This is a genomic window from Micromonospora hortensis, assembly GCF_022230935.1.
Classification (GTDB): Bacteria; Actinomycetota; Actinomycetes; order Mycobacteriales; family Micromonosporaceae; genus Micromonospora; species Micromonospora hortensis.
The window spans coordinates 48,549-60,959 of the sequence record NZ_JAKKFE010000014.1; the positions used below are offsets into that span (position 1 = coordinate 48,549).

Consider the following 12,411-nt stretch of genomic DNA (forward strand, 5'->3'; position numbering starts at 1 on the left):
CCAACGACGATGCGAGTGTTTTCCGCGACCACCGGCGGTGGAACGGACCGCGAGCGGGAATGATTGCCGGGTGCGGTTCCTTCACGGCGCGGCTCCCGCGCACGACCTGACCTATACCGACGTCTTCATGGCGCCGGCCCGCTCCGATCTGGGCTCCCGGCTCGACGTCGACCTCTCCACCGGCGACGGCACCGGCACCACCATTCCGTTGGTGGTGTCGAACATGACCGCTGTCGCCGGCCGGCGGATGGCGGAGACGGTCGCCCGCCGGGGTGCCATCACGGTGATCCCGCAGGACATTCCGATCGAGGTGGTGGCGAACGTCGTCGCCTGGGTCAAGCAGCGCCACCTGGTCTACGACACGCCCATCACGCTCGGCCCGACCGAGACCGTTGGCGATGCCATCCACCTGCTGCCCAAGCGCTCGCACGGTGCGGTGATAGTGGTCGACGACGCCGGCCGGCCGATGGGCGTGGTCACCGAGGCGGACACCACGGGCGTGGACCGCTTCGCGCAACTGCGTCACGTGATGTCCACCGAGCTGCACACCGTCCCGGCGGACGCGGATCCTCGTACCGGCTTCGATCTGCTGTCGGCGGGCCGTCGCCGACTCGCCCCGGTGGTGGACGCCGAGGGTCGGCTGGTCGGGGTGCTGACCCGGCAGGGCGCGCTGCGCGCCACCCTCTACACGCCGGCAGTGGACGACAGGGGTCGGCTGCGGATCGCGGCGGCCGTCGGGATCAACGGGGACGTGACCGGCAAGGCCGCGGCGCTGCTGGAGGCGGGGGTGGACACGTTGGTAGTGGACACCGCGCACGGCCACCAGGCACGGATGCTCTCCGCACTTCAGGCGGTCCGGAAACTGGACCCGGGGGTGCCGGTGGCGGCCGGCAACGTGGTCACCGCCGAGGGCGTACGCGACCTGGTGGAGGCGGGGGCGGACATCATCAAGGTCGGCGTCGGCCCGGGGGCGATGTGCACCACCCGGATGATGACCGGCGTGGGTCGACCGCAGTTCTCCGCAGTGCTCGACTGCGCGGCCGCCGCCCGCCAACTGGGCCGGCACGTGTGGGCCGACGGCGGGGTGCGGCACCCCCGGGACGTGGCGCTCGCGCTCGCCGCCGGCGCGTCGAACGTGATGATCGGCTCCTGGTTCGCCGGCACCTACGAGTCCCCCGGTGACCTCTACACCGACGCGGACGGCCGGCGGTACAAGGAGAGCTTCGGAATGGCCTCGGCTCGGGCGGTCAGCGCCCGAACCGCCGACGACAGCCCGTACGACCGGGCCCGCAAGGCGGTGTTCGAGGAGGGCATCTCCTCGGCCCGGATGCACCTGGACCCGGCCCGCCCCGGTGTCGAGGACCTGATCGACGAGATCATCGCGGGCGTACGCAGCGCCTTCACCTACGCCGGCGCACGGGACCTGACCCAGTTCCACGAGCGGGCCATCGTCGGCGTGCAGAGCGCCGCCGGCTTCACCGAGGGAATGCCTCTCCCCACCAGCTGGTAACCCCACCGCACCGCCCACCCTAGTTGATCATGAAGTTATTGCCTCCCGCATCGGCGTGTCTTGGCAATAACTTCATGATCAACCGGGGAAGGGCGGGGGCCGGGGAAGGCCGGGGCGGGCGGGTTAGGTCGAGAGTCGGCGGAGGACTGCGCGGGCTGCCTCGCGGGGGTCGTCGCCCACCCGGTCGGGCAGTGCGCCGGCCAGCCAGAGGGTGGCGAAGCCGTGCGCGATCGACCAGGCCGCGAGCGAGTCCCGGTCGGTGTCGGCGGGCGCGCCGCCGCTGGACAGCGCCGCCACCCCGGAGCGGAGCGCGGCGCCGGCCCGTCCCCGCGCCGCGTTCAGCTCGGCGTCGTCGGCCCGGTAGAGCTCCGGGCGGAACATCACCTCGAAGTACGCCCGGTGCGTGACGGCGAAGTCGACGTACGCGACGCCGGCCTCCAACAGGTCGTCGTCCGCCTCGGTCAACGTCTGGGCCAGTAGGTCGAAGCCCTGCGCGGCGATCGCGGTGAGCAGGCCCGCCTTGTCGCCGAAGTGATGGGCGGGCGCGGCGTGCGAGACACCGGCCCGGCGGGCCAGGTCGCGCAGGCTCAGCGCGGCGGGTCCGACCTCCCCTACGGCCTCCAGCGCCGCGGCGAGCAGGGCCCGGCGCAGATCGCCGTGGTGGTAGGCGCGGGTGCCAGTCATGCTCGAATCCTATCTTGCCATTGACAAGATGACCGCCTGACGCGCAATCTTGTCACTGGCAAGTTTCACAGAGGAGGATTCCGATGGCACCCCTGATCGCCTTGATCGTCGGCACCGCACTGGCCCGGACCGCCGGCCTGGCCGGCATCTCCGCACTGGACGGCTGGCATCCCGCGCTGCGCGTCGGGCTGGCCGTGATGTTCACTCTCACCGCCGCCGCGCACTTCGTCGGCCAGCGCCGCGCCGACCTGATCGCGATGGTCCCGCCTCGACTGCCCCGGCCGGACCTGCTGGTCACCGTGACCGGCGTGCTGGAGCTGATCGGCGCGGTCGGCCTCCTGGTGCCAGCGACCGCCCGTGCCGCGGCGGCCGGACTCGGCCTGCTCATGCTCGCCATGTTCCCGGCCAACGTCTCGGCCGCCCGCCGCGAACTGACCCTCGCCGGCCGCCCCGTCACCCCGCTCGCACAGCGAACGGTTCTGCAGATCGTGTTCGTGGCCACCGCTGCGGTTATTTCGTTTGGCCCCTGACTATCAGGGAGCTAACCTGCCTGTCGTGGAACTCGTGACCCTCCAGGACGTGCCGCTCGGCCGGCTGCTGGTGGTGGCCGGGCACCTGGTCGGGCAGCGGTGGAACCGCTACCTCGCCGAGGAGCACGGTCTCACCCAGGCCGGCATGATCACCCTGATGACGCTCGCCCGACACGGCGAGTTGCCGCACCGGGCGGTCGCCGAGAAGGGGTTCGTCCGCCCGGCAACCCTGACCGGCATCGTCGACACACTCGAGCGCGACGGCCTGGTCGAGCGGCAGCGCGACGACAACGACCGACGCAGCATCCGGCTCGCCATCACCCCGGCCGGGCGGGAACGGGTGGCCGCGCTCGGCGCGCTCATGCACTCCGGACGGCCCCTCACCTCGGTCGATGCCGACCCGGCGAAGGCCCAGGTGATCCGGGAGTTCCTGCTTGAGGTCATCGGCAGCGGAGACGACCCGCGGATTACCGGACGCCCTACCGAAACGAAGGACCCGGCGTGCTGATCAGACTCCTGCGCGGCCAACTGCGCACCTATCAGAGACCGTTGCTGGCGGTCGTGCTGCTCCAGTTCGTGGGCACCATGGCCTCGCTCTACCTGCCCAGCCTCAACGCGGACATCATCGATCAGGGTGTGGCCCGGGGCGACACCGATTACATCGTGCGCACCGGCGGCTGGATGCTGCTGGTCAGCCTGATCCAGATCGTCTGCTCGATCGCCGCCGTCTACCTGGGGGCCCGGGTCGCGATGGGCTTCGGCCGCGACGTACGCGCCGAACTGTTCGGGCACGTCAACCGCTTCTCCGCCCGCGAGGTGGCCCGGTTCGGGGCGCCGTCGCTGATCACCCGCAACACCAACGACGTGCAGCAGGTGCAGATGCTGGTGCTGATGAGCTGCACGATGCTCGTCGCCGCACCGATCATGAGCGTCGGCGGCGTGTTCATGGCGTTGCGCGAGGACGTCGGGCTCTCCTGGCTGATGCTGGTCAGCGTGCCGGTGCTGGCCATTGCCCTCGGCGCGATCATCCGTCGGATGGTGCCGGGCTTCCGGCTGATGCAGACCCGCATCGACACTGTGAACCGGGTGCTGCGGGAGCAGATCACCGGCATCCGGGTGGTCCGCGCGTTCGTCCGCGAGCCGTACGAGACGGACCGCTTCGGCGTCGCCAACGCCGACCTGACCGCCACCGCTCTGCGTACCGGTCGGTTGCTGGCGTTGATCTTCCCGGTGGTCATGCTGGTGCTGAACGTCTCCAGCGTGGCGGTGCTCTGGTTCGGCGCGCAGCGGGTGGACGCCGGCGCGATCCAGGTCGGCGCGCTCACCGCGTTCCTGCAGTACCTGATGCAGATTCTGATGGCGGTCATGATGGCCACCTTCATGCTGATGATGGTGCCGAGGGCGGCGGTCTGCGCCGAGCGGATCGTCGAGGTGCTGGACACCGACTCCTCGGTGGTCCCGGCCGCCGCGCCGGTCACCGAACTGCCCACCCGAGCCGAGCTGGAGCTGCGCGGGGTGCGCTTCCAGTACCCGGGCGCTGTGGAGCCGGTGCTGCGCGACATCTCCTTCCGGGCGACCCCGGGCACCACCACGGCGATCATCGGCAGCACCGGCGCGGGCAAGACGACGCTGCTGTCGCTGATCCCCCGCCTGGTCGACGTCACCGACGGCGCGGTGCTGGTCGACGGGGTGGACGTGCGGGAGCTGGCGCCGGACGAGCTGTGGCGACGCATCGGCCTGGTGCCGCAACGGCCGTACCTGTTCACCGGGACGGTCGCCAGCAACCTGCGCTACGGCAACCCGGACGCCACCGACGAGGAGCTGTGGACGGCGCTGGAGATCGCCCAGGCCCGCGACTTCGTGGCCCAGATGCCTGGTGGGCTGGACGCCCCGATCGCGCAGGGCGGCACCACCGTCTCCGGTGGGCAGCGGCAGCGCCTGGCCATCGCCCGGGCCCTGGTCCGGCAACCGGAGATCTACCTCTTCGACGACTCGTTCTCCGCGCTCGACCTGGGCACCGACGCGCGGCTGCGAGCGGCCCTGCGGCCGGTCACCGCGCAGGCGGCGGTGGTGATCGTGGCCCAGCGGGTCTCCACGATCATCGACGCCGATCAGATCATCGTCCTGGAGAACGGAGGGGTCGTCGGAGTGGGACGACATGCGGAGTTGTTGGACACCTGCCCGACGTACGCCGAGATCGTGGCCTCGCAGCAGACCTCGGAGGTGGCGGCATGAGCGAGCGTGACGAGTCGCGCGCCGCGGCCGTACCCAGTCAGAAGCCGGCCGGCGACGGACGGACGCCCGATGAGACCGCGCGGCGACCCGGCGGGGAAACCGCGTCCGAGACCGGCAGCGGCGCGGCGACGCCGAAGCGGCTGCCGCCCGGCCGTCAGGGCGGCGGCCCGGGATGGATGAGCGCCGGAATGCCCGCCGAGAAGTCGATGAACTTCGGGCCGTCGGCCCGACGGCTGCTCGGCCGGCTGCGCGCGCACCGACTGCACCTGGCCGCGATCATCACGTTGGCAGTGGTGAGCGTCGGGTTCAGCGTGGCCGGGCCGAAGATCCTCGGCCACGCCACCGACCTGATCTTCACCGGGGTGATCGGCCGGCAACTGCCGGCCGGCACCACAGCCGAACAGGCCGTCGCGGCGGCCCGGGCCAGCGGCAACGACAGCTTCGCCGACATGCTGGCCCGGATGGACGTGGTGCCCGGGGTGGGCATCGACTTCAGCGCCCTGAAGCGGGTGCTGCTGCTGGCGCTCGGGCTCTACCTGGCGGCGAGCCTGCTGTCCTGGTGGCAGGGTTGGCTGCTCAACGGGGTGGTCCAGCGCACCGTGCTGCGGCTGCGCGCCGAGGTGGAGGAGAAGCTCAACCGGCTGCCGCTGCCCTACTTCGACAGGCAGCCGCGCGGTGAGCTGCTCAGCCGGGTCACCAACGACATCGACAACATCTCCACCAGCCTCCAGCAGACCCTCAGCCAGCTGCTCACCTCACTGCTGACCGTCGTCGGCGTGCTGGCCGTGATGTTCTGGATCTCGCCGGTGCTGGCCCTGGTGGCCCTGGTCGCGGTGCCGTTGTCGGTACTGGTCACCCAGCGCATCGCCAAGCGCTCGCAGAAGCAGTTCATCGCCCAGTGGACGCACACCGGCGAGTTGAACGGCCAGATCGAGGAGGCGTACACCGGTCATGAGCTGGTGAAGGTCTTTGGCCGGCAGCGTGAGGTCGAGGCCGCGTTCCACGCGAAGAACGAGGAGTTGTTCCGGGCCAGCTTCGGGGCGCAGTTCATCTCCGGGATCATCATGCCGTCGATGATGTTCATCGGGAACCTGAGCTACGTGGCGATCGCCGTGGTCGGCGGGCTGCGGGTCGCCTCCGGCACGATGAGCCTCGGCGACGTGCAGGCGTTCATCCAGTACTCCCGCCAGTTCACCCAGCCGCTCACCCAACTCGCCTCGATGGCCAACCTGCTGCAGTCCGGGGTGGCCTCGGCCGAGCGGGTCTTCGCGGTGCTCGACGCCGACGAGCAGACCCCCGACCCGGTCGCGCCGGCCCGGATCACCGACCCGCACGGTCGGGTCGAGTTCGAGCACGTCTCGTTCCGCTACGAGCCGGACAAGCCGCTGATCGACGACCTGTCGCTGGTCGCCGAGCCCGGACACACGGTGGCCATCGTCGGCCCGACCGGCGCCGGCAAGACCACCCTGGTCAACCTGGTGATGCGGTTCTACGAGCTGGACGCCGGCCGGATCACCCTCGACGGGGTGGACATCACGACGATGCGCCGCGACGACCTGCGCGGCCGGATCGGCATGGTGCTCCAGGACACCTGGCTGTTCGGCGGCACCATCCGGGACAACATCGCCTACGGGCGGCCGGACGCCACCGAGGAGGAGATCCTCGCCGCCGCCCGGGCCACCTTCGTGGACCGGTTCGTGCGCAGCCTGCCCGACGGTTACGACACCGTCATCGACGAGGAGGGCAGCAACGTCAGCGCCGGCGAGAAGCAGCTCATCACCATCGCGCGGGCGTTCCTCGCCGAGCCGTCACTGCTGATCCTCGACGAGGCCACCAGCTCGGTGGACACCCGCACCGAGGTGCTGCTGCAACGAGCGATGGCCGCGCTGCGCTCGGACCGGACCAGCTTCGTGATCGCGCACCGGCTCTCCACCATCCGCGACGCCGACCTGATCCTGATGATGGAGGACGGTCGGATCGTCGAGCAGGGCACCCACGAGCAGTTGCTCGCCGCCCAGGGCGCGTACCACCGGCTCTACCGCTCACAGTTCACCGGCGCGGTGGTCGACGAGGAACCGGCCGCCCAACCGGCGTCGGTCTGAGGTCGGGCGGCCGTGCGCGCGAGACGATCGGTGGGCGGGTCAGTCCGACGGCAGCAGGTCGGCCGCGCGGGCGGCGACCTGCCCGCCGATCAGGGCGAGAGCCGCGTCGGCGGGCATCGGCGCCAGGGCACGGCCGCCGCGCAGGCGCAGCGCGAGGTGCCCGTCGGCCACCTCCCGGGCACCCACCACCCCGAGGTACGGGACGCGGCGGCGGGCCGCGTCCCGGACCCGGGCGCCCAGCGAGCCGGCGGCGTCGACCTCGACCCGCAGGCCGGCGTCGCCCGCCCGTCGGGCCAGGTCGGTCGCCGCGTCGGCCTGACCGTCGTCGACCGGCAGCAGCACCAACTGGACGGGCGCGTACCAGGCCGGGAACGCCCCCTCGTGCACCTCGATGAGGTACGCGAACAGCCGCTCCATGCTGCCGACCAGGCTGCGGTGCACCATGATCGGCCGACGCCGGCTGCCGTCCGAGTCGGTGTACGACAGGTCGAACCGTTCCGGCTTGTCGAAGTCCAGTTGGATGGTGGAGATGGTCGACTCCCGGCCGGCGGCGTCGACGATCTGAATGTCGATCTTCGGACCGTAGAAGGCGGCCTCCCCCGGTGCCTCGACGTACTCCACCCCGGCCAGCGCCTCCCGGAGCAACTCCTCGGCGCGGGCCCACTGGGCGTCGTCGCCGACGTACTTCTCGCCCGGCCCGCGCAGCGACAGCCGGAACCCGGCCGGCCGGACACCGAGCGCGGCGTGCGCTTCGCGGATCAGTCGGAGGATCTCGACGACCTCCGCGCCGACCTGCTCGGGCGCGCAGAAGGTGTGCGCGTCGTTGAGCGAGATGGCGCGTACCCGGGACAGCCCGCCGAGCACACCGGAGCGCTCCGAGCGGTACATCCCGCCCAGCTCCGCGATCCGCAACGGCAACTCCCGGTAGGAACGGCCCCGCGCCCGGAAGACCAACGCGTGGTGCGGGCAGAGGGCCGGCCGGAGCACGAACTCGTCGTCGGCGCTCAGCCGCATCGGCGGGAACATGTCGTCGGCGAAGTAGCCGAGATGGCCGGAGAGTTCGAAGAGTTCCCGCTTGCCCAGCGGCGGCGAGTAGACGTGTTGGTGGCCGGAGCGGCGCTCCAGCTCCCGGACGTACTCCTCGACGGCGTGCCGGGCGGCGGCGCCGGCCGGCAGCCAGATCGGCAGGCCGGCGCCGGCCAGCGGGTCGGAGACGAAGAGGTCCAGCTCGCGGCCGAGCCTACGGTGGTCGATCATGTCGGGCTCCTGGATCGGGTACGACCCGGAGGCGACCTGAGCTCCGTTCGGCGCACTGCCCACCGGGGCGGATCGCCCCGGGGCCTGGTCGACGGTGTTTACGTCAGAGCGGCGCGCCGGGGACACCCGGCGTCGTGGTCATCACTACCGCGCTGCGCATACGGCGACCGTACTCGCGCGACCATCGGGGACGCACCCGGATTTACGGCGGAGGGGTGGGCCGCCGGCGCGGGACCCGCCGGCGGCCCTGGCGGCCGAATCGTCAGGAACGGGGGACCCGACGGGCATGGCCGCGCCGACAACGGTACGCCGACGAACGCCGTTCTGCCGCCCGCCTCGAACGGGTGCAACGGCCTCCGGACCCGTCACCCGGCAGCGACCGGCCTCGTTGTAGCTGGGTGGCCCAGTCGTGTCGACGGTCACGACGGGCCGGGGCCGTCCACCGTGACGCCGGACACGACGTCAGGCTCAAGACACCCAATTGGCCGCATTCGGCGAGGTGGCAGGCGTGCCCGAACTTCTGACTGACGTCGCATCGCCGACGTGGGCGTACCTGGTGCTGCTCGCGCTGCTGATCGCGGACGCCTTCGTGCCGGTGATCCCCACCCAGATCGTCATGATCACCAGTGGTGCGCTCACCGTCTACGGCGGGCTCAGCCTGCCGGTCACCATCGCCGTCGGCGCGCTCGGCGTATTCGCCGGCGACCTGGCCTGCTACCTGCTTGGGCGTAGCGCGCCGGACCGGCGGCCACCCCGGCACGCCGAGTTGAGCCGTGCCCGCCGGGTGGCCAGCCGCGTCACCCAGGGGCTGCGACAACCTGGGCCGCTGGTCATCCTGCTCTGCCGGTTCGTGCCCGGCGGTCGGATGGCGGCCTGCTTCTCGGCCGGGCGCAGCCGCTACCCGTACCGCCTGTTCGTGCTCTACGAGGCGGTCGCCGCGCTGGGCTGGGCCACCTACGGCGCGCTGGTCGGGCACCTGGGCGGCACCGCACTGACCGAGTCGGCCTGGCGGCTGGCCATCATCGCCACCGCCGCGGCAGCCGGCTTCGCCGCGGCCGGATGGGCGATGACAGTGGTCAGCGCCCGCCACGCCCGCGCCGCCGCCGCGGTCGCCGCGGTCGAGGTCCCCGTCGACTGAGTGTCGTTACATCTGCGAGTATAAGCTCCACTTATATTGGCAGCATGTGGGACGTCAAACTTCATCCTGAGGTCGAGGAGTGGTTCCTCAACCTCTGCAAGACGGATCCCGCCAGCGCCGACCTCATCAGCGAGGCCATCGATCTCCTCGCCGAACACGGGCCGGCGCTCGGGCGTCCCCTGGTTGACCGTCTCAAGGGCAGCATCTTCCACCACATGAAGGAGTTGCGGCCTGGGTCGACCGGCTCCACCGAGGTCCGGATGATCTTCGCTTTTGATCCAGTTCGAGAAGCTGTTTTCTGGTTGCTGGCGACAAGTCGGGCCAGTGGCAGACTTGGTACAAGACGGCGGTCCCGTTGGCGGACGACCGGTTTCAGGAGCACCTCTCCAGGCTGAGGGAAACACAGAGATGACCGATGGAGCTGACTGGCAGGACGTCAAGGCGAAGGCCCGCGCGCTCGGCCCTTCCTGGGCAGATCCGGACCGGGTCTCCCGACGCGCTCAGCACCGTGAGCAGATGCTGGCAGCGGTCAGTGGGGCGCAGCTGGCAGAGATCCGCAAGCACCTGGGTATGACTCAGGTACAACTGGCCGAGGCGGCGGGGCTGACGCAGGCGAGGATCAGCCAGATCGAGAACGGCGAGCACACCAGCCTGGAATCACTCCGCGCCTACGTCACCGGCCTGGGTGGTCATCTCGACGTCGTCGCCCGCATTGGGAACATCCAGCTGAACGTCGCCTGACCTGGCGAAGGTCTTCGCGACCATCGGACGTTCACGGATGCGCGGAAGCACGTGACGGCCGCATCCCGGAAGGCCTCTAGGGGTGGTCCCGGGGAACGATTTCGGTGGCTGTCCCGGATTCGGCTGGGGTGTCCGCGGCGACAGGCTGAGGCATGCCTGTTACCCGGAGTACCGGCCTGCTGGCCCTGGGCGGGATCGCCCTGGCTGCGCTGCTCACCGTGATCGGCCACCTCGAAGTCAACGACGACCTCAACCCGTGGGCGTTGACCATCAGCGACTTCGCGGTCTCCGACCGCGGCGGCGTCATCGACATCGCCATGGTGGTGCTCGCGCTCGCCACAGTGGCGCTGCTGTACGGACTGCGCCGCGCCAGCCCACGCCAACCGCGCGCCGGTCGTACGGCCGAGCTGCTGCTCGGCGCATGGGTGGGTGGGCTGCTGCTGGCCGCCGTGGTGCCGACGAACGAGCCGGGCACCGCCATGACCACCGCCGCGTACCTGCACCGGTACGCGTCGGTGATCGCCTTCCTGGCGTTGCCGGCGGCCGGTTGGCTGCTCGCCCGCCGACCTGACCTGACGCCAGCCGCCCGGACCCTACGCGCCCTGGTCCTGCTGAGCCTGGCCCTGGCTGCGGCGATGATCTGGTCCGCCTACCCCGGCGACCGGATGCTCATCGGACTGGCCGAACGCCTCCTGATCCTCACCGAGGTGGCCGTCCTGGCCACCGTGGCGCTGCTCCAGGCCCGGCAGGTCACTCCAGCTCGTGCAGCATGAGCTGGCGGGCCGCCTCGGTGATCGAGCCGGACAGCGAGGGGTAGATGGTGATGGTCTGGGCCAGCTCGTTGACAGTGAGGTTGTTCTCCACCGCCATGGTGATGGGCAGGATCAGCTCGCTGGCCTTCGGAGCGACCACCACACCGCCGATCACCTGACCGCTGGCGGGACGGCAGAACAACTTCACGAAACCGTCGGAGAGATCGTCCATCTTGGCCCGCGCGTTGCCGGACAGCGGCAGCATCACCTGCCGGGCCGGCACCTTGCCCGCGTCGACCTCGTCCTGCGAGACACCAACGGTGGCCAGCTCCGGGTCGGTGAAGACGTTCGCCGCGACCGTACGCAGCCGCAGCGGTCGGACCGCCTCGCCGAGCGCGTGCCACATGGCGATCCGGCCCTGCATGGCGGCGACGCTGGCCAGCAGCAGCACACCCGTGCAGTCGCCGGCGGCGTAGATGCCGGGCACGTTGGTCCGGGAGGCCCGGTCGACAGTCAGGTAGCCGCCCCGGCCCAGCTCCACCCCGTACTCGGTCAGACCGAGGTTGGCGGTGTTCGGGATCGAGCCGACGGTGATCAGCGCGTGCGAGCCGGTCACCTTGCGGCCGTCGGAGAGCTCCACCTCGACGCCGTCGGCGGTACGCCGGACCGCGTCGGCCCGGGAGTTGTTGAGGATCTCCATGCCCCGGTTGCGGAACACCCGCTCGATGGCGGAGGCGGCGTCGGCGTCCTCGTGCGGCATCACCCGGTCCCGGCTGGAGACCAGTGTCACCTCGACCCCCATCGCCAGGTACGCGCTGGCGAACTCCGCGCCGGTCACGCCGGACCCGACCACGATCAGGTGCTCGGGCAGCTCCGGCAGGTCGTACACCTGTCGCCAGGTCAGGATGCGCTCACCGTCCGGTACGGCGGTGGGCAGCTGGCGGGGCGTCGAGCCGGTGGCCACCAGCACGGTGGACGCATCGATCGAGTACTCCTCGCCGCCGTCGGCGGGGGTGACGACGACCCGGTGGGTGTGCCCGAGGGAGTCCTCGCCGAGCCGGGCGGTGCCGGCCACGAAGGTGACTCCCGCCTTCAGCAGTTTGGCGTGGATGTCAGCGGACTGCGCCAGGGCCAGCCGCTTGACCCGCCCGTGCACCGCCCTCGCGTCGACGGTGACCGCCTCCAGGCCGTCCGAGTGCACCCCGAACTCCTCGGTGTCCCGATAGCCGGTGACCACCTGCGAGCTGGCGATGAAGGTCTTCGACGGTACGCAGTCGGAGAGCACGCAGGCACCGCCCGCGCCGTCGGCCTCCACCACTGTGACATCGGCGTCCAGCTGGGCGGCGACCAGTGCCGCCTCGTACCCGGCCGGCCCCCCGCCGATGATCACGATCCGGCTCACAGCGTTCGCCCTTCGTTGATGCTCACAGTGACTTTCTTCTCCCGAGCGCATTCGACACGC

12 protein-coding genes are annotated in these 12,411 nt (G+C 70.8%); 9 read left to right on the plus strand and 3 right to left on the minus strand.

The window, feature by feature from the left end; genetic code table 11:
• Positions 1-70: 70 nt before the first annotated feature.
• Positions 71-1,510 (plus strand): GuaB1 family IMP dehydrogenase-related protein, encoded by a 1,440-nt coding sequence (locus NIE111_RS11775; protein ID WP_238684446.1) that lies wholly within the window; start codon positions 71-73, stop codon positions 1,508-1,510.
• Positions 1,511-1,633: 123 nt separating this feature from the next.
• On the opposite strand, the gene NIE111_RS11780 is transcribed toward NIE111_RS11775, so the two are convergent.
• Positions 1,634-2,194 (minus strand): TetR/AcrR family transcriptional regulator, encoded by a 561-nt coding sequence (locus tag NIE111_RS11780; RefSeq protein WP_238684447.1) that lies wholly within the window; start codon positions 2,192-2,194, stop codon positions 1,634-1,636.
• An 83-nt stretch (positions 2,195-2,277) separates the two neighbouring features.
• Between NIE111_RS11780 and NIE111_RS11785 the strand changes: the two genes are divergently transcribed.
• From NIE111_RS11785 to NIE111_RS11800, 4 genes are read left to right on the plus strand one after another with little or no spacing between them, the layout of a single operon-like run.
• Positions 2,278-2,724 (plus strand): DoxX family protein, encoded by a 447-nt coding sequence (locus NIE111_RS11785; protein ID WP_238684448.1) that lies wholly within the window; start codon positions 2,278-2,280, stop codon positions 2,722-2,724.
• 25 nt (positions 2,725-2,749) lie between these two features.
• Positions 2,750-3,232: a MarR family winged helix-turn-helix transcriptional regulator gene (locus NIE111_RS11790; protein WP_238684449.1), complete on the plus strand. Its 483-nt coding sequence runs from the start codon at positions 2,750-2,752 to the stop codon at positions 3,230-3,232.
• On the plus strand, positions 3,226-4,959 hold the full coding sequence (locus NIE111_RS11795) for an ABC transporter ATP-binding protein (protein ID WP_210784443.1): 1,734 nt from the start codon (positions 3,226-3,228) through the stop codon (positions 4,957-4,959). Before NIE111_RS11790 ends, NIE111_RS11795 begins: the two co-directional genes overlap by 7 nt.
• Complete coding sequence (locus NIE111_RS11800; protein ID WP_372488314.1) at positions 4,956-7,061, plus strand: ABC transporter ATP-binding protein; 2,106 nt, start codon at positions 4,956-4,958, stop codon at positions 7,059-7,061. Before NIE111_RS11795 ends, NIE111_RS11800 begins: the two co-directional genes overlap by 4 nt.
• 39 nt (positions 7,062-7,100) lie before the next feature.
• On the opposite strand, the gene thrS is transcribed toward NIE111_RS11800, so the two are convergent.
• The gene (gene thrS, locus NIE111_RS11805; protein WP_238684450.1) at positions 7,101-8,318 is read right to left on the minus strand and encodes a threonine--tRNA ligase; all 1,218 of its coding nucleotides are present in this window, start codon (positions 8,316-8,318) and stop codon (positions 7,101-7,103) included.
• Positions 8,319-8,826: 508 nt separating this feature from the next.
• On the opposite strand from thrS, the gene NIE111_RS11810 reads away from it, so the two are divergent.
• The 4 genes from NIE111_RS11810 to NIE111_RS11825 all read left to right on the plus strand — a co-directional run bounded on the left by NIE111_RS11810 (position 8,827) and on the right by NIE111_RS11825 (position 10,970).
• Positions 8,827-9,456 (plus strand): DedA family protein, encoded by a 630-nt coding sequence (locus tag NIE111_RS11810; protein WP_238684451.1) that lies wholly within the window; start codon positions 8,827-8,829, stop codon positions 9,454-9,456.
• Positions 9,457-9,500: 44 nt separating this feature from the next.
• Positions 9,501-9,851: a type II toxin-antitoxin system RelE/ParE family toxin gene (locus NIE111_RS11815; protein ID WP_238684452.1), complete on the plus strand. Its 351-nt coding sequence runs from the start codon at positions 9,501-9,503 to the stop codon at positions 9,849-9,851.
• A 13-nt stretch (positions 9,852-9,864) separates the two neighbouring features.
• Positions 9,865-10,197 carry a helix-turn-helix domain-containing protein gene (locus tag NIE111_RS11820; protein ID WP_238684453.1) on the plus strand — a complete coding sequence of 111 codons (333 nt, stop codon included), beginning with the start codon at positions 9,865-9,867 and terminating at the stop codon, positions 10,195-10,197.
• 152 nt (positions 10,198-10,349) lie between these two features.
• Complete coding sequence (locus NIE111_RS11825) at positions 10,350-10,970, plus strand: DUF998 domain-containing protein (protein ID WP_238684454.1); 621 nt, start codon at positions 10,350-10,352, stop codon at positions 10,968-10,970.
• Here NIE111_RS11825 and NIE111_RS11830 read toward each other — a convergent pair.
• Positions 10,948-12,351: an NAD(P)H-quinone dehydrogenase gene (locus NIE111_RS11830; RefSeq protein ID WP_091394456.1), complete on the minus strand. Its 1,404-nt coding sequence runs from the start codon at positions 12,349-12,351 to the stop codon at positions 10,948-10,950. The genes NIE111_RS11825 and NIE111_RS11830 overlap by 23 nt on opposite strands.
• Positions 12,352-12,411 lie beyond the last annotated feature (60 nt).

Excerpts from the sequence above, each read along its gene's own strand:
- NIE111_RS11780 (WP_238684447.1), bottom strand. The coding sequence starts at position 2,194 with ATGACTGGCACCCGCGCCTACCACCACGGCGATCTGCGCCGGGCCCTG.
- NIE111_RS11785 (WP_238684448.1), top strand. The coding sequence starts at position 2,278 with ATGGCACCCCTGATCGCCTTGATCGTCGGCACCGCACTGGCCCGGACC.
- NIE111_RS11800 (WP_372488314.1), top strand. The coding sequence starts at position 4,956 with ATGAGCGAGCGTGACGAGTCGCGCGCCGCGGCCGTACCCAGTCAGAAG.
- thrS (WP_238684450.1), bottom strand. The coding sequence starts at position 8,318 with ATGATCGACCACCGTAGGCTCGGCCGCGAGCTGGACCTCTTCGTCTCC.
- NIE111_RS11815 (WP_238684452.1), top strand. The coding sequence starts at position 9,501 with ATGTGGGACGTCAAACTTCATCCTGAGGTCGAGGAGTGGTTCCTCAAC.
- NIE111_RS11820 (WP_238684453.1), top strand. The coding sequence starts at position 9,865 with ATGACCGATGGAGCTGACTGGCAGGACGTCAAGGCGAAGGCCCGCGCG.
- NIE111_RS11825 (WP_238684454.1), top strand. The coding sequence starts at position 10,350 with ATGCCTGTTACCCGGAGTACCGGCCTGCTGGCCCTGGGCGGGATCGCC.